Consider the following 18,239-nt stretch of genomic DNA (forward strand, 5'->3'; position numbering starts at 1 on the left):
CGCCCGGCGCGAACCTCCCGGTGCCCGGGATCTCCCCGTTCCTCACCCCGAACCGGGACTTCTACCGCGTGGACACCGCCCTGGTCGTCCCCCGGGTGGACGCCGGCACCTGGCGGCTGCGCATCCGCGGCGAGGGCGTCACCCGCCCCCTCTCACTGGACCTGCCCGCGCTGCTGACCCGCCCGCTGGTCGAGCACGACATCACGCTCACCTGCGTGTCGAACCCGGTGGGCGGGCCGTACGCGGGCAACGCCCGCTGGCTCGGCGTGCGCCTCGCCGACCTACTGCGGGAGGCGGGGGTACGGCCGCCCTCACAGGGAGGCCCGGCCGACCAGCTGGTGGCCCGCTCGGTGGACGGGATGACCATCGGCACGCCCGTCGAGACCGTCATGGACGGCCGGGAGGCGCTGCTGGCCGTCGGGATGAACGGCGAGCCGCTGCCCTTCGCGCACGGCTTCCCCGTACGGATGGTCGTGCCGGGCCTGTACGGGTACGTATCGGCGTGCAAGTGGCTGAGCGAGCTCCAGCTGACCACGTTCGCGGCGTACGACGCCTACTGGGTGCGCAGGTCGTGGGCGCAGCAGGCGCCGGTCAAGACGCAGTCCCGCATCGACACCCCGCGGGCCGGCGCCGCACCACCGGCGGGCCGGGTGGCGGTCGGCGGCGTGGCGTGGGCGCAGCACCGGGGGATCGCCCGGGTGGAGGTCCGCGTCGACGGAGGCCCGTGGCACGAGGCCCGGCTCGCCGACGCGGACGGCGTCGACACCTGGCGGCTGTGGACGTGGCCGTGGGAGGCGCCACCGGGGCGGCACACGCTCCAGGTCCGGGCCACCGACGGGACGGGCAGCGTGCAGACCGAGCGGAGCACGCCGACCGTTCCCGACGGGGCAACCGGACTGCACACCGTGACCGTGCACGTCCGTCCGGGCCCGGCCGCACGAGAGAGGTGACGCCCTGCCCGGATCCCTGGGATCCGGGCCAAGGCCCTTTCAGACGTGGAGCGGGATGTCCGCGGACCCCCTGGGCCGGCGCACGCAGCCCGGGCTCCGGACCACGCGGCGCCGGGCTACGGGCTACGGGCTACGGGCTACGGGCTACGGGCTACGGGCTACGGGCTACCGCTATGCGGACTCGGGGAAGTCCGCCGCGGTACCGCGCCCCGTAAGGGGCGCGGGGAACTGCGCGATCGGCCACAGGCGGCCCGCAGCCTGTGTACCGCACTTCCCGCGGAGCGCTTAGGCGGACGGCATCCCGCGCAGGTGGCGCACGAGCTGCCCGAGGGCGGTCCAGCTCTCGACGGTCTCGCCGTCGCCGACCGGATAGTAGAAGCCCGGCCGGGCGCTGTGGCCCAGCTGCACCGGGCGTCCCTTCAGCGGCGTCCTCCTCGCGGTGTCGATCCCGGCCTCCCGGACCTCCGCGGGGCCCAGTACGAAGGCGTACGGCAGCGGCGGGTGTTCGAAGCGGGGTGGAGCGCTCAGGTCCCGGCGCGCCTCGCGCAGCTGGCACATCATGGTCTTCAGCCCGTACCGGGTCACCAGCTCGTCGGCCAGCCCCGGCAGTGCCTCCAGGGCCGGCTCCTCCCCGGGGCCGTAGCCCAGGGTGAGGGTGACGTCCTCCTCGACGCCCTCCGTGGTGCGGATCACGCGCAGGGTGGCGACGGCGGGCCGGTCCGGGGTGCCGACGGCCACCGTCCAGGTGGACCGGGGCGCGCGCTCGTACGCCAGGTCGGTCAGCTGCCGCCGCGACCAGGCCAGACCGGCCGGCTCCGATGTCCCCCAGCCGGCCGGCGGGGCGCCGGTCAGCGCCTGCCAGGCGGCTTCGAGCGCGCCGCCGAGGACGAGGTCCGCCGTGGGCCGGTGCAGGGTGCGGAAGGAGACGATGAGCTGGCGCTCGCCGGTGGGCGTGACCTCCTCGAAGGCGTCCGCCACCGGGGTCTCGCCGTTCTCGTCCCGGTCCGGGGAGAAGGCGTCGTCCTGCCAGCTCAGTACCGCGCCGGTGAGCCCGTCGTAGTAGCCGCACCGCTCGTCCTGCACCACCCAGCGCGAGGAGGTGGACTCCAGCAGCATGCGGGTGGGCAGGGAGAGCCGGCAGTGCGGCGGGGTGACGATCTGCAGGGTCCGGTCGCTCTCCAGGGCGGCCCGCAGTGCCTCGGTGAGCCAGCTCGTCATGGGGACGACCGGCCGGTCCTGGAGGACGACGGCGACCTTGTCGGTGAGCATGTCGACGGCAGGCTGGGCGGCGGCGGGGACCGGTACGGCCGTGACGCCCGAGACGTCGACCGGGCAGGCCGCACCGACGGTGCCGGGGGCATCCGGCGGCCAGACCCGGCCGCCCAGGAGCATGGTCAGACGGGCCGCGAAGGCGCCCGCGAGCTGCTCGGCCTGGGGGACGCCCACGGCGGCGCGGGCCTCGACCCACCACGCCGGGCCGTCGCCGGACGGCTCGGCGCCGGCCCCCAGCAGCCGGGCCGCCTCCCCCGGTACCTGGAGCATCAGCGGCACCTCTACCGAGACGAGCGGCCGGCCTTCGTCGTCGCAGAGCTGGACCACGGCCCCCTCGCCGGTGGTCTCGACCCGCAGGTCCGGTCCGCCCGCGAGCAGGCCCGCCAGGACGCTCAGCGGGTCCGGCATGCGCTCGGTGAGCGCGATCACGTCCTTGGTCATGCAGTGCTGTTCCTTTTGGTCATATCTGATCTGCTGTCATCTCGGCGTCACCACCTGGATCAGCCGGTTAGCTCGGTCGCCGCCATCCCGAGCAGCGCCTTGGCGCGCACGAGGAGGTCGTCGTCCGGCAACTCCACGGAGCCTGTTGCAACATCGGTCACGATGCGCCACAGGACCTTGGACCATTCCCCGACGAACTCCTCCGCCCCCACCGTCACGTCACCCCGCTCGGTGAGCAGCGATTCGTGGTTCCCGAGCGGCTGTGTCACCGCGCCCGGATCCTCAGGTCGCCGCCCTCACGGGCCAGCTTCCATTCGGCGGAGAAGGTGTCCGACCCCCAGAAGACCTCGGCCGCCGAGAATTCCGGCCGCCGGACCCCTTCCAGCAGCGGCACCAGATCTTGGAGCAACACCGCGATGTCGTACCGGTACGTCAGCGGGACCGGCACCTGGTTCCACACGAGGACGGCGTCCTCGGACTCGGAGGAATACATCTGACCGACAGCATCCGCCAGATCGGCGGCTTCGGCGAACAGAAAGCGGAGCCGCCGCGGTGCAACCCTCCCATATCTCGAATCCTGTGTCGGGGAGCTCACGGGTCCCGACCAAGGGGGCACGGCCGTGCACGTGGGCGTACTCGCGTCGGCACGAGTCGGCGTCTTCGGGATTCGCCTGGCGGCAGTAGTCCCAGAAGTCGAGCAGAACGCGAAACGCGTCGTCGAGGGCGTACTCACCCTGCACGTGCTCGACGAAGTAGTTCTCCACCCTCATCCCCTGCGCGCTGATGGTGACGGTGTGCGTGTTCCCGTCCAAGTCCTCCGGCACGAAACCCGGATTGGCCTTGGCCTCGGTCACCAGGTCGATCGCCTCCAGGATGGACGGCGGCACGAGCTGGATGTCGGCCGTCACCCACTGGCCCAGGACCTTCAGCTCGTCAGGCCCGCAGAAGTGCGGCACCCCGTAGCCGTTCTCGACGTAGTACTTGGTGCAGGTCACTGCTCTGTTCTCCTTCTCTCCTGCACGACAGTCGTGCACAAGCCGGCTCCTGCGTGCCTGAGTTCGTTGTCCGCGGATCAACGAAGCCGGTCGCCCACGCCGAAAGTCGCGGATTGCGGAAGGGGACGCGCCCGCCCTACAGCCGGGGCCTGTGTGGAGCGATCACTTCGACCTGCCCGCCCCGCTCACCGATCCACGCCTCCAACTCGGCGCCGGCCAACTCTCGGAGGGATCCTCCATCGAAGACCGTGATCGGCCCGAAGACGGTGCCCGTCAGGCCGCGCACCACCGTGGAGTCGTCGACCGTGACCTCGAAGGTGTTCTGGAACAGGACCGCGTTGGTCAGGTCCGCTCCCCTCATGTCGACGTCGAAGAGCGAGGCCCCCATGATCCGCGTTCCTCTGAAGCTCGCTTCGGACGCGTCGACCTCGTACAGCGAAGCTCTGACCATGTCGGCTCCGTCGAGCCGCGCCGACCGGAGCACGGCCCCGTCGAGGTTCGCCCTGACGAGGTCGGCGCCGGTCAGATCCGCACCGGTGAGATCCGCCGACTGCAGGTCGGCCCGGTAGAAACTCGCTCCCGCAAGCCGCACGCCCGCCAGGTCCGCCTGGGTGAACCACGAGCCGGAGAAGTCTCCGCCCGCCAGGTCCGCACCTCGGAAGTCGTGCTCGATGCCGTAGAGACTGTAGCCCTCCTCGGCAAGCCATTCCTGCACCTGACGTGTTGCTTCAGGATCGGCCGGGAGCATCCTTGGCTCCCAGCTCTTTCGGATACCAGACGACACGATCTCCCCAACCATGGCTTTCAAAAATGCCCTTGACGCGGCCGGTGCACCGCCGTAGCGGTACACCGGCCACCAGGCCGTTCGGCTGAGCAGCCCCCTACTCGGCGCGGCCCAGCGCTTCGCGGACCTCCGCGCGCACCGACGCGTCGCCGACCGTCAGCAGGTACTCGCCGAATTGCCGGACCTCCGGCCCCTCGGCGCGGAAGACAATGGTGACGGCGTGGTCCACCGTGCGGGGGGAGGCACTGACGTGCAGCACGCCCATGGCCAGTTCCACCGACAGGGCCCCATCGACGGGTGCCACGGCACACGCCAGGTCCACCAACTGCGTTGCCAGATCAAACCGCTGCTTCTCGCCCTCGGCCAGAGAACGCACACCACGGCCCACGACATCCTTGATGTCGCCGAGTGCGCCCCTGACAGTGGCAATGTCGATCAGTTCACCAAGCCTGTCCTCGAAGTACTGGCTGTCGGCGATCTGCACGAGCGCACGAAAGGCCCGCCCGCGCAATGCAGCCGTCCCCTTCTCCTGGGATTTCGAACGCATCTCAGATCACATCGTCGATGCCATCCGTCGGTCGGCCAGCGAAATCCATATTTTTTTCCGAGCAATTCACGATAGCCATACATGGACTGGCTCCTGTTTTCCAATGGGCTCATTGCCCGCCGAGCTACTCGTCCTCGAAACGAGGACGAGTAGCTCGGCGAACCAGTCACCCGCGGCGGAGGCCGCGGGTTCCGGCGAATGGGTCGTGCCGGGGCTTACCTCGGCGGACGGCGCGGAGGGACCACCTCAATCTGCCCGCCTCGCGCGTTGATCCAGGACTCCAGTTCTGCGCCGGCAAGTTCCCGGGACGATTCGCCACTGAAGACGGTGATCGGCCCGAAAACGGTTCCTGTCAGGCCGCGCACCACCGTGGAGTCGTCGACTTTGATCTCGAAGAAGTTCTCGTACAGGACGGCATCGGTCAGGTCCGCCCCCCTCATGTCGGTGTCGAGCAGAGAAGCGCCGAGGATGTTTGTTCCGCGGAAGCTTGCTCCTGACGCGTCGACATCGCACAGCGAGGCCCGGGACATTTTCGCCCCGTCGAGCCGCGCCGAACGGAGCACGGCCTCGTCCAGGTTCGCCCTGACGAGATCCGCACCGGTCAGATCCGCACCGGTGAGATCCGCCGACTGCAGGTCGGCCCGGTAGAAACTCGCTCCCGCAAGCCGCACGCCCGCCAGGTCCGCCTGGGTGAACCACGAGCCGGAGAAGTCTCCGCCCGCCAGGTCCGCACCTCGGAAGTCGTGCTCGATGCCGTAGAGACTGTAGCCCTCCTCGGCAAGCCATTCCTGCACCTGACGTGTTGCTTCAGGATCGGCCGGGAGCATCCTTGGCTCCCAGCTCTTTCGGATACCAGACGACACGATCTCCCCAACCATGGCTTTCAAAAATGCCCTTGACGCGGCCGGTGCACCGCCGTAGCGGTACACCGGCCACCAGGCCGTTCGGCTGAGCAGCCCCCTACTCGGCGCGGCCCAGCGCTTCGCGGACCTCCGCGCGCACCGACGCGTCGCCGACCGTCAGCAGGTACTCGCCGAATTGCCGGACCTCCGGCCCCTCGGCGCGGAAGACAATGGTGACGGCGTGGTCCACCGTGCGGGGGGAGGCACTGACGTGCAGCACGCCCATGGCCAGTTCCACCGACAGGGCCCCATCGACGGGTGCCACGGCACACGCCAGGTCCACCAACTGCGTTGCCAGATCAAACCGCTGCTTCTCGCCCTCGGCCAGAGAACGCACACCACGGCCCACGACATCCTTGATGTCGCCGAGTGCGCCCCTGACAGTGGCAATGTCGATCAGTTCACCAAGCCTGTCCTCGAAGTACTGGCTGTCGGCGATCTGCACGAGCGCACGAAAGGCCCGCCCGCGCAATGCAGCCGTCCCCTTCTCCTCAATCAGGTGACGGCTACTGTCCACGGCCACCGCCAGCTGCGAGAAGGTACTGTCCACCGAGAACTTCCGGTCGACCGAGAAGCCGTACCAGGGAGTTCTCTCCGGGTCCGCAGCGGCACGGATCACAGCCTCGTATCCCGCCGCCTCGCCCCAGGTCGTCAGCACCATGCAGGCCAGGAACCGCTCGATCTCGGGCGCGCCGGGATCGTTCATCAAGGCGACGAGGCCGGGGACGCGGGTCCGGTGTCGGGGACTTTCGAACGCGTCGTAGATCACGTCGTCGATGTCGTCCGTCGGCCGGCCATCGAAATCCGAGCCGAGCAATTCACGATAGCCGTGCATGTACTGACTCCTGCTCTTCACTGGGTTCGTTGTCCCGCCAAGCCGCTCGTCATCAGGCCTTACTTCGGTAGGCGTCGCGGAGGGACCACTTGTACGTGCCCGCCTCGCGCACCGATCCATGACCCGAGTTCTTCGCCGGTCAGTTCCCGGGACGATTCACCGCCGAAGACGGTGATCGGCCCGAAAACGGTGCCGGTCAGGCCACGCACCGCCGTGGAGTCGTCGGCGAGGCCCGGGCCATGTGTGCCCCGTCGAGCCGCGCCGACCGGAGCGCGGCCTCGTCCAGGTTCGCCCTGACGAGGTCGGCGCCCCGGAAGTCGCGCTTGACGCCGCACGGGCTGCCCTCTTCGGCAAGCGATTCGTCGGTACCGGGTATCTACCCGAGTGTCGCGTCGGTGAGGTCCGGTCCCCGCCCGTCGATGATGTCGGGAGCCTTGAGTCCGTACCCCTCGGCCCGTCCGTAGTACGTCGGCTCACCGGGCTCCGCCGGGACTCCGAGCAACCGGTCGAGCTCCTGCAGGGCCGCGGCGAGCCGCGGCGCGTTGTTGGCGTGGATGGTCGGCTGCGGCTCGCCCCGGAAATCGCACTGACCCCAGACGTCGTGGTACACGGACAGTTCGACCCAGAGGTCCGTCTCGTCCGGTGCCACCATGAGCTCCACCAGACGGTATTCCCTGTGCCGTTCTCCGTCCGCGTCGAACCAGGCGCCCGTTCCCAGTACGAGGATTCCGCCGATCTCTGCCTGCGGATGACCGATCGGCCGACAGGCGCGGAGCGCATCGGGCAGTGCCGGATCGTCGAGCGAACGCCCGACGAGGCTCAGGCGACTGTGGATGCCGAGGCCGCCCCTGCCGGTCTGGAACCAGGCCCACTCGAGCGAGGACGGCACCAGCAAGTCGTGCTTCTCCAGCACCGCACTCATGCGCGCCGCGGTCATGAGCGCGAACTCCAGACCGGGCTCCTCGACGTCCTCCAGGTTCCAGGTCCACGAGCCGCTCTCTTTGGGCGCGCGCATCAGCATGGTCGGAAAACTCCTTAAGGTTTGGTGGCATTGGTCGGAAAGATGGTGACGGATCCGTCATCGAACCTTAGCTCAAAGTGGGCGTTGCAACGATCAGCAGCCTGTTGGACAACCTGGATATCGCGTTCCGTGAGCTCGCTCCTGAGGCCTCGGATATCCAGGATTCCAGCCTTGACGTCGATCGGGGTCTTCGGGAGGCCCGTTGCGTCCAGGACGCCCAGGAGCTGCTTGTTCGCGATCTTCTTGACCGCGGACCTGATGCCCGCGACGCTGTCGACATCCTTGAGTTGGGCACCGTACGCGATGCGTCCGTCGTGGCGAACCAGCACGTCGAGGTCGAGCTTCTCGCCGGGAAGCTTCACCTCGAACTCAATTCCCTTCAGCCCCTTGGCCTGGAGCTCTGCAGCGTGCTCCATCGCCTGATGCACGGCCGGGATCATGTCCCCCTGCTTGACCTGGTAAAGGAGGCCCTCACGCTCCTTGAACCCGGGGACGTCCGCAAATCTACCGCTCGATATGTATTCGGCAACGGCTGCCCCGTATTCCGACTTCTTCAGCTGCGTCAGCAGACGGCCCTGGTCCACTGGCGGAACCTTCGCGTCCTTGAGGGCCTCCGCGACGGCGGCCTCCTGCTCAAGCGCCATGGGTCCGCTGGGCTGTTGACCTATCCGGTCACGTTCCAGAATGACCCCAGGCTGCTGTTCAGGGTGTCCGGAGCCGCTTCCCGGACCGTCGCCGGCCCCGCCTCTTCCACCCGAGGACGGGCCGTCGGCACCACCGGCGCCGTCCGGCGTCTGCGGGCCGTCGCCCTGGCCGCCCGTGTCGCCGTGGCCTCCCGTGTCGTGACCGGAGTGCCCCGGAGTGCCGTGACCGCTGCCGCCGCCCGGGGTGTGCGAGCCGCCGCTCTCGCCGGACGGCGTGTGCGCGCCGGATCCGCCGCCCGATGGTGTGTGCGAGCCCGAGCCGTTGCCGGTCGGGTGGTCCGCGGCGTGGCCGCCCGTGGTCGGCGTGTTGTGGGTACCACCGCCCCCGCCGGCCGGGTGGGATCCGCCGGGCGGGTGTGCCGAGCCGGTCGGGCGGCCCGTCCCGTTCTCGACGTGGCTGGGGCCGCCCGCGCCTTCGAGGACCTTCTCCTTCTCCTTGACGGGGGCCGTCTCGCGCTCCCTGACGTTGGGCAGGTCGTCCTTGTGGGGTTCCCGGACGGGTTCGGTGTCGGGCACGGCGTTGCCGTGCTCGTCCCTGATGACGCCGTCATTGCCGATGACGCGCTTGTTGCCCGCGTGGTCGACGTACTCGCGGCCGGGGGGCGTCTTGTCGCCGGAGCCGGCGGGACTCGAGGGCGATTCCCCCGTGTGTCCGGGAGCCGGGGTCGGGTCGGTCGGGTGCGGGGACGTGCCCGTGGGCATGTTCCTCGCCATGTCGTCCACGCCCGTCCGGCTGGCCTTGAGGCTCTCCATGAGGTCGCCGACCTTGATCTTGGTGAGGCCCGCCGCCTTGCCGAGGTAGCTCATCGGGTCGACGAGCGCGCCCGCCTTGCCCACCGCGGTCAGGGCTTCCGCGCCCACGCCCAGCTTCCCGGCCCTGCCGAGCTTGAGCGCCGTGCCCGAACCGAGGGTCAGGACGTTGAACACCACCGTCCCGAACGCCCGGGAGGGGTCTTTGTCCCATTCGTCCCACGCAACCAGCGACTTGCCGAAGTTGCGCAGGGCGGCCTTCTGGCGTTCGCGCTCGCTGTGGTCGGTCGGGCCGAGCGCCTTGTCCATCACCCAGTCGTACGGCGTGATGATGTACCCGCTGATGCCGCCGAAGACGTCGCCGATGCCCGACCAGGTCTTCTTGAAGTTGTCCCAGTCGAAGACGTTGACCATGCTTCCCAGGCCTTTGAGCGTGCCCAGGACGCCGTCGACGAAGAAACCTTTCAGCGCGCCGCCGACGTTGTCCTTCGTCCACTCCCACGCAGCCCGCAGGCCCGTGTACTCACGCTCGTCGGCCGTCCCCCAGGGCGTCTCCTTCGCGTCCTTGACGTCGCTCTCCTTGAAGCCGTACATGCCGGCCTTGTGCGAACCGTCGTCCACGACGAAGTGCGTACCGCCCACCAGCGCGGTGATCTTGTTAGCCGCGTCGCGTTCGACGCCCTGGAACGCCACCCACGTCGTACCGACCTCACGGACGAGACGGGCGTTCTCGTCGATCTTGCCCTGGTCCTGCTGCCAGTCGTCGTCGTCCTTGTTGTCCGCGACGAACTTCTCCGCGTCCACGCGGAGCTGCTTCATCTTCTCCACCAGCGGACGGGCGGTCGACGCGAAGCTGGTCAGCGCACCACTCACGGACTCCAGCTTCTTGGCGAAATCGTCCGCCTTGTCCCGCACCGGCAGCGTCGAGTTGAGCAACTGCTCCTGCTCAGGAGCGTCATAGACCGGATCGAGCGCCTGAAAGGCGTTGTGAACGTCCCGGCCGGTGCCGCGGATGCTGGAGGCGGTCTTCTTCAGCGAAGCCGCATGCGTCTCCAGCGTATCCAGGTTGCCCGTGAAGGTCGGTATCTTCCCCAGATCGATCACTTCTTGGGGCCCTTCAGCTCTTCAGCAGTGGGAGCCTTCGAGTACTCCCGCTGCTTGTTCGCCGCCATCTCCAGGTCGCCTTTGACGTACTCCTCGGTGGCCAGGCGCGCGCCGGTGATCGACTTGCCCGTCCGGACGGGAAGGAACTTCAGGTCGTTCTCCGTCTTCTGCTGGAACTCCTGCAGAGCCTGAGCCACAGGGCCGAACGCACCGCCCTTGGGGAGCTCGGTCCCGCCCAGCACCATCGTGCCCGCCCAGGTGGCGGCGCCCACGAGGCCGTCGCCGTACGACGTGAACTCTTCCTCGAACTTGCCGGCGGCCTCTGCGGTCTTGCTCAGGACCCCGCGCACGCCGTCCGGCTTGATGTCCCAGTCGGACACGATGCTCCCCCGTTCCGTAGTAGGTCTTCCGGCCGGCGGCTGCCTCGCCCCAGCGCCGCTCCTTGCCTTGGCGTTCGTCCGTGACACCGTTGGCCGGAAGCCGGGTTCATCCCTACTTCTGCACATATGAACGACAGGAGCTTATGCGTACGACCCTCCGCCTGACCTGCAACAACCGTCCGTACGCCGCGCGTTGTTACGAAGTCACGACAATCGGGAGCCGGGCAGGGAGGCGTGGCGGAGGGCCCTCGGGGCGCGGCGGCAAGGGTGGCGCCGCGTCTGCATGCGTGACACCCTGACGACCGTGATCATCAGGGTGAGCGAGGCACGCGTACGTCCTGAGCGTTTCGAGGCGTTCCGCGACATGATCGTCTCTGCGGTACGCGAGTTTCCCGGCCGGCACCCAGGGCTGGTGCAGCACGAGGTACTGCTCGCGCCGCCCGATTCGCTGCTGTACGTGAGCCGCTGGCGCAGCGAGCAGGATCTGGTCGGCTACGCCGGCGAGCACTGGCGTGACCAGCCCGTCGTTCTGCCGGGCGAGGAGGAGTACCTCGTCGCACCACTTCAGGTGCGGCACTTCACGCTGGGGACTCTGGACTAGCGGGTGTGCCGCGGCGGGTCGGGCGGACGGGCAGGGCTTCGACGCTGTTGCCGATGAAGCTGCGCTGGCGGGGCAGTTCGGCCTCGGTGACGGCGAGGTCGAGGTCCGGGAAACGGGTGAACAGCCCCTCCAGGGCGATCACGGCCTCCATCCGGGCCAGCGGGGCGCCGACGCAGTAGTGCACGCCGTGCCCGAAGGAGAGGTGGCGGCCCGCGCCGGGGCGGGTGAGGTCGAAGCGGTCGGCGTCCGGGCCGTGGAAGGCCTCGTCGCGGCCCGCCGCGGTGTAGCCGGCGAGGACAGGGGCGCCCTGGGGGATGACGTGCCCGCCGAGGTCCAGGTCGCGGGTCGGGTAGCGGAACGGGAACCAGCTGACCGGCCCGTCCCAGCGCAGCGTCTCGTCCACCACGTCCGACCAGCTCGCCTTGCCGTCCAGTACGAGCGCGAGCTGGTCCCGGTGGGTGCACAGCGCGCGGACGGCGTTGCTGATCAGGTTGAGGGTGGTCTCGTGGCCGGCGACCAGCATCAGGCGCATGGTGCCGATGAGTTCGGCCTCGCTGAGCCGGTCGCCGTCGCCGTCGCCGTCGCGGGCGGCTATGAGGGCGCTGGTCAGGTCGTCGCCGGGGGCGGCCCGGCGGGTGGCTGCGATGGTGCCCATCAGCTCGACCAGCTCGCGTGCGGCGGCCGTCTTCTCGGCGGGTCCGGTGCCCGTGTCGATGATCACCGTGTAGGAGAGGCGGTGCAGCCGCTCGCGGTGCTCGGGGTCGACGCCGAGGAGTTCGCAGATGACGCTCATCGGCAGCGGCAGCGCAAGGTGCGTGCGCAGGTCGGCGACGCCGTCCAGGTCCGTGGCGGCCGCCCGGCCCAGGTCGTCCAGCAGGCCGGCGGTCAGCTCCTCGATGCGCGGGCGCAGCCGCTCCACGCGGCGGGCGGTGAAGGCGTTGCCGACGAGGGAGCGCAGCCGGCGGTGGTCGGCCCCGTCGGCGGTGTGCATGCCCTGCGCGTCGGCGAAGACCCGCAGCGGCCAGTCCGCGGGGATGGTGCCGTCGTTCAGGGCGGGGCAGTGCCGGGAGTCCTTGGCCACGTCGGGGTGGGCGAGGAACTCCTTGAGCGCGTCGTGGCCGAGGACGACCAGGCCGGGCACCCCGCCGGGCAGGACCACGTCGGCAACGGGTCCCCGGGCGCGCAGGGAGGCGTTGAGGGCGTGCGGGCAGCCGCCGGACGGGTCGACGACGTACGGGGGTGCGGGCTCGGCGCCCGGTGCGGTGGCGGTGGTGTGGGCCGGTGCGTCGGGTGACAATCGGGCTCTCCTGACCGTTGGGACGGGTCTCGGCCCAACAGTGCGATGCGGGCGGCGGGTTGGACAAGAGCGGGTCATCGGGCCGTGATCACGGTGGTGGCGGGACGGGCCAGGTGCAGCCGGGTGTGGAACCAGCCCGCGGCCTCCTTCCCGGCCGGGTCCTCGCCGAGGGCGGTGACGGCCTCCACCGCGCGCCGCTGCTCCTCGGGGCCGGTGAAGCGCCGCTGCGGGCTGGTGCCGTCGGCCCGCTCGACGGTGAGCCCGTAGGACTCCAGGCAGGCGGCGATCGGCCGGTAGTCGTGGGTGCGCAGGACGAACGCGGCCACCGGAACCGGCTGTCCGACGGCGGTGAGCAGCCGGCCGAAGGTGCGCTCGGTGAGGAAGCTGGTGCCTCCGGTGACGGTGATCAGGCCGACTCCGGGGGCGGAGCGCCGCAGCCGCTCCCCCGGTTCGGCGGTCTCCAGGTCCACGGCGTGGCCCTCGTCGAGGAGTCCGGCCGCGACCGCGTACGCCACGGCGGGCTCCGAGACGTCGATGCCGAAGGCCGGGACGGCGTCGGGGCGGCGGCGGGCGGCGTAGAAGCCGCGGTCCCGGGCGACGAGCTCGGCGGTGGTGAGCCGGGCCGCCGCCGGGGCGGTGTAGTGCGCGTACAGCTCGTCGAGCGTCACGTCGTGGTTCACCAGCGCGGCGTTGATCCCGTACGAGCAGCACAGGTCGAGCATCGCAGGCCGGGCGGGTCCGAGTTCGGCGGCGAGGGCGCGGAAGACCGGCTGGGCGTGGGCGGGGGTCTGGTACGCGTACGGTCCGAGGCGGGTGAAGTACCCGCGGGGGTCGGGGAGGGTGTAGACCTCGTCGAAGCTCGTCATGCCGGTCGGGCTCATCGGGCGCGGTTCTCCTCTGAGGGCCGGAGGGGTGCCGTTCGGTGGGGGCGGGGCGTGTTTCCAGTCGTATCCGGGCGCGGGCGCTACTGGAAAGCGGCCGTTCGAGGCCACCGTGACGGGGCGTCGGAGGCGGCCGGGGACACGCCCGTGGTACCGGTCGCGTCGCGGCGGGGCGGCATAGGTTGGGGGGATGACGCAGACACGGCGGACTCTCGAAGGCAAGGTCGCCCTGGTGGCGGGGGCGACGCGGGGCGCGGGCCGGGGCATCGCGGTCCAGCTGGGAGCGCAGGGCGCGACAGTGTACGTCAGCGGGCGCAGCACGCGCGGCCGCCGTTCGGAGTACGACCGCCCGGAGACGATCGAGGAGACGGCGGAGCTGGTCACGGCGGCCGGCGGGCGCGGGATCGCGGTGGTCGCGGACCACCTGGTGGCGGAGCAGGTCGAGGCGCTGGTCGGGCGGATCGGTGCCGAGGAGGGACGCCTCGACGTGCTGGTGAACGACATCTGGGGTGGGGAGCGGCTGTTCGAGTGGGACAGCACGGTGTGGGAGCACGACCTCGACAAGGGGCTGCGGTTGCTCCGGCTCGCCGTGGACACCCATGCGATCACCAGCCATTACGCGCTGCCGCTGCTGCTGCGGGAGCCGGGCGGTCTGGTGGTCGAGATGACGGACGGCACCGCCGACTACAACGCCGGCCACTACCGGGTGTCGTTCTTCTACGACCTCGCCAAGGCGGCCGTGCTGCGGATGGCGTTCGCGCTCGGGCACGAGCTGGGGCCGCGCGGGGCGACTGCGGTGGCCCTGACGCCGGGCTGGCTGCGCTCGGAGATGATGCTGGACGCCTTCGGGGTGACGGAGGCGAACTGGCGCGACGCGCTGGAGACGGTACCGCACTTCGCGATCTCCGAGACCCCGTCGTACGTCGGCCGGGCGGTGGCGGCGCTGGCCGGGGACCCGGAGGCGGCCCGCTGGAACGGTCGGTCGCTGTCCAGCGGGCAGCTCGCCCGGGAGTACGGCTTCACCGACCTCGACGGGAGCCGGCCGGACGCCTGGCGGTACCTGGTCGAGGTCCAGGACCCGGGCCGCCCGGCCGACACCACCGGCTACCGCTGAGCCGGCGGTTCGGGCAGCTCCAGCTCGCGGCCGGGGCCGAGCGGGGCGAAGAACCGGGCGACGTCCTCGTCGGTGATTTCGCGCAGGGCGGTCGGGACCTGGCCAGGATCGTCTCGGCGGTCTCCTTGGCGGCGGGGTCGCCCTCGGCGAGGAGCCGCTTCCTGCCTCCGTCACCCGAGGACGGGCCGTCGGCATCGCTGACGCCGCCTGGCGACTCCGGGCCGTCGCCGCGGCCGCCCGTGTCGCCGTGGCCGCCCGTGGACGGCGAAACGGCCCGCCTTCCCGTCGGGAACGAGCGGCTCGGCGAAACCGGTCGCCCGCTGCGTCATTCGCCGTCGTCGAACTGCGCCGCCAAACGCAGAGTGAGTTCCGCACTGGCCAACATCCGGGGAATCTCGATCGGGAGGCTGGAGAATTCCTTCCTCACCACATCGGCAGGATCGATTCGGCGGGTAACGCCATCCCGCCCCGTCGCCTCGATCACATAGCGGTATCCGCGGGGCGCGTTGGGGTCGTCCGCCACCTTCCACTGCGCTCCGTGCTTCTGAACCAGGTAATCGGCGACGTAGGACATCAGATCACTGTGCAGCGTGATCCAGTCCGACTGCTCGAACTCGCTCAGCGGAGCACCTGAGACATAGGCACGGAGGGCGGGAATGAGACTCATCGGGTCGCGGGTGTAGATCTCCGGCGACACCCCGAGCATGTCAGCGACGTCAACGATGTTCCGGCGCCCCTCCTCGATCCATCCCCGGAGATCCGGTTCACTTGCCTTGGTCACGCCTTGAGCCTTCCGTTGGCCTTCAATTTCTTGGGGGCGGGCCCGTACTCGAAGGTCCCGCACTGCGCGATCTCCGAGACCCCGTCGTACGTCGGCCGGGCGGTGGCGGCGCTGGCCGCGGATCCGGAGGCGGCCCGCTGGAACGGTCGGTCGCTGTCCAGCGGGCAGCTCGCCCGGGAGTACGGTTTCACCGACCTCGACGGGAGCCGGCCGGACGCCTGGCGGTACCTGGTCGAGGTCCAGGACCCGGGCCGCCCGGCCGACACCACCGGCTACCGCTGAGCCGGCGGTTCGGGCAGCTCCAGCTCGCGGCCGGGGCCGAGCGGGGCGAGGAACCGGGCCACGTCCTCGCCGGTGACGTCGCGCAGGGCGGGCGGCGACCAGCGCGGGGTGCGGTCCTTGTCGACGACCTGGGCCCGGATCCCCTCCACCAGGTCGGGTGAGCGCAGGACGTTGCAGGAGATCCGGTACTCCTGCGCGAGGACCCGCTCCAGGGTGCCCAGGCCGCGGGCCCGGCGGACGGCGGCGTGGGTGACCTTGAGGGCGGTCGGGGACTTGGCCAGGATCGTCCCGGCGGTCTCCCCGGCCGCGGGATCGCCCTCGGCGAGGAGCCGCTCGACGATCTCCTCGACCGTGTCGGCGGCGTAGCAGCGGTCGATCCAGTCCCGGCGGGCGGCCAGCACGCCGGGGTCCGGGGCGGCGGAGTACTCGGGGAGCACCTCGTGCGCGGGCGCGTCGGCGAGGGCTGCGGTCAGCTCCGGGAGCCGGTCGGCGGGGACGAAGTGGTCGGCGAGCCCGCACAGGATCGCGTCGGCGGCGCCCACGGCCGTGCCGGTGAGCGCGAGGTGGGTGCCGAGCAGGCCGGGGGCCCGGCCGAGGAGGTGGGTGCCGCCGATGTCCGGGACGAAGCCGATGCCGGTCTCGGGCATGGCGACGCGGGAGCGTTCGGTGACGACGCGGACGCTGCCGTGGGCGGAGACGCCGACCCCGCCGCCCATGACGATGCCGTCCATGAGGGCGACGTACGGCTTGGGGTAGTGGGCGATCAGGGCGTTGAGGCGGTACTCGTCGCGCCAGAAGGCGGCGGAGGCCGAGGTGCCGGCCTTGGCGTCGTCGTGGATGGCGCGGATGTCGCCGCCGGCGCACAGGCCGCGCTCGCCGGCGCCCCGGATGAGGACCTGGCCGACGGCCGGGTCCTGCTCCCAGGCGCGCAGGGCCTCCTCGATCCGCAGCACCATGGGGTGGGTGAGGGCGTTGAGGGCCCGGGGGCGGTTGAGGGTGATCACCCCCGTTCGCCCTTCGGTGTGGAACAGGACGGGCTCGTCTGCGGCGGCTTCGCTCTTCACGGCAGCCAGTATGTTCGACGCCGTCCCCTGCCCGAACGGCGGCCGCTCGGCCGGTCACCGGGCCGAAGCCCGGTGTGCCGGGGGTGGCCCCGGTAGCGTGGCGGCCGTGAGAAGGATCGTCCTGATGATGTCGGTCTCCCTCGACGGGTACATCGAGGGTCCGGACCGGCAGATCGACTGGCACGTCGTCGACGACGAGCTGCACCGGCACTTCAACGACGAGCTCCGCGCGATGGGCGCCTTCCTCAGCGGGCGGGTCGTCTACGAGCTCATGGCCGGGTTCTGGCCGACGGCGGACGCCGATCCGGCGAATGCCGGGCCCGTGGCGGACTTCGCGGGCATCTGGCGGGACAAGCCCAAGTACGTGTACTCGCGCACGCTGCGCCAGGAGGACGTCGCCTGGAACTCCACCGTGGTGCGGGACGTCGTCCCGGAGGAGGTGGCCGCGCTCAGGGCGGGCCCGGGCGGCGACCTGGCGCTGGGCGGGGCGGACCTGGCCGCCTCGTTCCTGCGCCACGACTTGGTGGACGCGTACCGGATCTACGTGCACCCGGTGCGGATCGGCCGCGGCAAGCCGCTGTTCCCGCCTGCGGAGGGGCTGGTTCCGCTGCGGCTGGAGGGGACGCGTGCCTTCGGCAACGGGGTGGTGCTGCTGTCGTACGCGCGCCCCTGAGCGCTCCGCCGGAAGTCCGGTCGTGAAACCGCGGGCCGGTGGGGGCAGGCCGGCCGTGTAGTTCCCCGCGCCCCCTGTGGGGCGCGGTACCGCACCGGACTCCACCGAGCCCGTGGGGCACGGGAGCGCGACGGTGGCTGCCGACCCGCCTCGCGATGACGGGACGGCGCGACGGCGGGGCGGCGCCACGGCAGGGCGGCGCGCGGGCGGTCAGCTGCGCGGGCGGGCCCGGTGGGCCTGCCAGGCGGCGAGGGCCTCGGTACGGGCGCCGTCCGGGTGGCGGACGTGCCAGTCGCGCAGGAAGCGGTTGAACTCGAACTGGGCTCCGACCTCCCGGGGCCCGGCGGCCTCCGCGCGGGTGGCGTGCCAGTGGGCGACGGCCTCGGCCAGGGTGCGGCCGGCGCCCTCGGCGATGCAGCGCCGCATGAAGGCGTCGAAGTGGAAGGCGGGCCCGATCTCCCGGAGGAAGAACTCCCGGAGCACCTGGCTGCACCGCTGGCCCTCCGGGATCACCGTGTCCCCGTCGACGGGGGCGGCGAGCTGGCGGCCCGCCCGCCGCCGGGCCGGGGCGGCGGGAGCCGGGGCCGGGAGGCCGTCGAGCGCGGCGGCGAGGCGGTCGGTCAGCGCGGCCTTGCCGCCTGCCGCGGGCAGTCCCATCGTGCGGGCCAGGGCAGTCAGTTCGGCGAGGGTCCAGTACCAGCGCCGCAGTTCCGCCCCCGACAGTCCCGGATCCAGGGCGGGCCGGAGTTCCCCGATATTCGCACTCACGTTCCCATTTTAGGGATACGCCCTCCGTCGGCGGCCTGCCGGTCGGACTCCCCCACGCGCGGCTTCCAGGGGCGCGACCGCCCGGCCCGGGAG

The 18,239-nt window shown here is 70.9% G+C and carries 20 protein-coding genes and 1 pseudogene; 5 read left to right on the plus strand and 16 right to left on the minus strand.

Annotation, left to right across the window (positions count from 1 at the left end):
• On the plus strand, positions 1-950 hold a 950-nt coding region (locus HYE82_RS21160; RefSeq protein WP_179175699.1), incomplete at its 5' end, for a molybdopterin-dependent oxidoreductase.
• Positions 951-1,235: 285 nt separating this feature from the next.
• On the opposite strand, the gene HYE82_RS21165 is transcribed toward HYE82_RS21160, so the two are convergent.
• The 11 genes from HYE82_RS21165 to HYE82_RS21215 form a co-directional block, all read right to left on the minus strand.
• Positions 1,236-2,663 carry a DUF6177 family protein gene (locus HYE82_RS21165; protein WP_179175700.1) on the minus strand — a complete coding sequence of 476 codons (1,428 nt, stop codon included), beginning with the start codon at positions 2,661-2,663 and terminating at the stop codon, positions 1,236-1,238.
• A 59-nt stretch (positions 2,664-2,722) separates the two neighbouring features.
• Positions 2,723-2,932 (minus strand): hypothetical protein, encoded by a 210-nt coding sequence (locus tag HYE82_RS21170; RefSeq protein WP_179175701.1) that lies wholly within the window; start codon positions 2,930-2,932, stop codon positions 2,723-2,725.
• Complete coding sequence (locus tag HYE82_RS21175; protein ID WP_179175702.1) at positions 2,929-3,156, minus strand: hypothetical protein; 228 nt, start codon at positions 3,154-3,156, stop codon at positions 2,929-2,931. Before HYE82_RS21175 ends, HYE82_RS21170 begins: the two co-directional genes overlap by 4 nt.
• 638 nt (positions 3,157-3,794) lie before the next feature.
• On the minus strand, positions 3,795-4,508 hold the full coding sequence (locus tag HYE82_RS21180) for a pentapeptide repeat-containing protein (RefSeq protein ID WP_309144394.1): 714 nt from the start codon (positions 4,506-4,508) through the stop codon (positions 3,795-3,797).
• A 31-nt stretch (positions 4,509-4,539) separates the two neighbouring features.
• Entirely contained in the window at positions 4,540-4,989 is a 450-nt protein-coding gene (locus HYE82_RS21185) for a hypothetical protein (RefSeq protein WP_256987494.1), read from the minus strand.
• Between the two features lie 215 nt (positions 4,990-5,204).
• A complete protein-coding gene (locus HYE82_RS21190; protein WP_179175703.1) occupies positions 5,205-5,816 on the minus strand; it encodes a pentapeptide repeat-containing protein in 612 nt (203 codons plus the stop codon).
• A 133-nt stretch (positions 5,817-5,949) separates the two neighbouring features.
• Positions 5,950-6,726 carry a hypothetical protein gene (locus HYE82_RS21195; protein ID WP_256987495.1) on the minus strand — a complete coding sequence of 259 codons (777 nt, stop codon included), beginning with the start codon at positions 6,724-6,726 and terminating at the stop codon, positions 5,950-5,952.
• Positions 6,727-6,922: 196 nt separating this feature from the next.
• Positions 6,923-7,102 (minus strand): pentapeptide repeat-containing protein, encoded by a 180-nt coding sequence (locus tag HYE82_RS39340; protein ID WP_309144395.1) that lies wholly within the window; start codon positions 7,100-7,102, stop codon positions 6,923-6,925.
• Positions 7,103-7,747, minus strand: coding sequence for a hypothetical protein (locus HYE82_RS21205; protein WP_179175704.1), 645 nt, complete (start codon positions 7,745-7,747; stop codon positions 7,103-7,105).
• A 14-nt stretch (positions 7,748-7,761) separates the two neighbouring features.
• Entirely contained in the window at positions 7,762-10,305 is a 2,544-nt protein-coding gene (locus HYE82_RS21210; protein WP_179175705.1) for a hypothetical protein, read from the minus strand.
• Positions 10,302-10,685 (minus strand): DUF6507 family protein, encoded by a 384-nt coding sequence (locus HYE82_RS21215; RefSeq protein WP_179175706.1) that lies wholly within the window; start codon positions 10,683-10,685, stop codon positions 10,302-10,304. The genes HYE82_RS21210 and HYE82_RS21215 overlap by 4 nt, the downstream gene beginning before the upstream one ends.
• 283 nt (positions 10,686-10,968) lie before the next feature.
• Between HYE82_RS21215 and HYE82_RS21220 the strand changes: the two genes are divergently transcribed.
• A complete protein-coding gene (locus tag HYE82_RS21220; RefSeq protein WP_179175707.1) occupies positions 10,969-11,286 on the plus strand; it encodes an antibiotic biosynthesis monooxygenase in 318 nt (105 codons plus the stop codon).
• Here the strand turns inward: HYE82_RS21220 and HYE82_RS21225 are convergent.
• Together HYE82_RS21225 and HYE82_RS21230 are read right to left on the minus strand one after the other, a co-directional pair.
• A complete protein-coding gene (locus HYE82_RS21225) occupies positions 11,264-12,583 on the minus strand; it encodes a cytochrome P450 (protein WP_256987496.1) in 1,320 nt (439 codons plus the stop codon). The two genes, HYE82_RS21220 and HYE82_RS21225, sit on opposite strands and share 23 nt — an antisense overlap.
• Before the next feature lie 74 nt (positions 12,584-12,657).
• Positions 12,658-13,464: a hypothetical protein gene (locus tag HYE82_RS21230; protein ID WP_256987497.1), complete on the minus strand. Its 807-nt coding sequence runs from the start codon at positions 13,462-13,464 to the stop codon at positions 12,658-12,660.
• A 190-nt stretch (positions 13,465-13,654) separates the two neighbouring features.
• On the opposite strand from HYE82_RS21230, the gene HYE82_RS21235 reads away from it, so the two are divergent.
• Positions 13,655-14,578, plus strand: a complete 924-nt coding sequence (locus HYE82_RS21235) for an SDR family oxidoreductase (RefSeq protein ID WP_179175709.1) — start codon at positions 13,655-13,657, stop codon at positions 14,576-14,578.
• Between the two features lie 325 nt (positions 14,579-14,903).
• Here the strand turns inward: HYE82_RS21235 and HYE82_RS21240 are convergent, their stop codons facing one another.
• On the minus strand, positions 14,904-15,359 hold the full coding sequence (locus tag HYE82_RS21240; protein ID WP_179175710.1) for a hypothetical protein: 456 nt from the start codon (positions 15,357-15,359) through the stop codon (positions 14,904-14,906).
• A 51-nt stretch (positions 15,360-15,410) separates the two neighbouring features.
• On the opposite strand from HYE82_RS21240, the pseudogene HYE82_RS21245 reads away from it, so the two are divergent.
• Positions 15,411-15,641: pseudogene (locus HYE82_RS21245) on the plus strand (short-chain dehydrogenase); the annotation flags it as partial.
• On the opposite strand, the gene HYE82_RS21250 reads toward HYE82_RS21245, so the two are convergent.
• The gene (locus HYE82_RS21250) at positions 15,632-16,705 is read right to left on the minus strand and encodes an enoyl-CoA hydratase/isomerase family protein (RefSeq protein WP_179175711.1); all 1,074 of its coding nucleotides are present in this window, start codon (positions 16,703-16,705) and stop codon (positions 15,632-15,634) included. The pseudogene HYE82_RS21245 and the gene HYE82_RS21250 overlap by 10 nt on opposite strands.
• Before the next feature lie 106 nt (positions 16,706-16,811).
• Between HYE82_RS21250 and HYE82_RS21255 the strand changes: the two genes are divergently transcribed.
• Complete coding sequence (locus tag HYE82_RS21255) at positions 16,812-17,378, plus strand: dihydrofolate reductase family protein (RefSeq protein WP_179175712.1); 567 nt, start codon at positions 16,812-16,814, stop codon at positions 17,376-17,378.
• A gap of 210 nt (positions 17,379-17,588) precedes the next feature.
• On the opposite strand, the gene HYE82_RS21260 is transcribed toward HYE82_RS21255, so the two are convergent.
• A complete protein-coding gene (locus HYE82_RS21260) occupies positions 17,589-18,146 on the minus strand; it encodes a DUF6434 domain-containing protein (protein ID WP_179175713.1) in 558 nt (185 codons plus the stop codon).
• Positions 18,147-18,239: the final 93 nt, after the last annotated feature.

It is taken from the genome of Streptomyces sp. BR123 (assembly GCF_013401435.1).
Classification (GTDB): domain Bacteria; phylum Actinomycetota; class Actinomycetes; order Streptomycetales; family Streptomycetaceae; genus Streptomyces.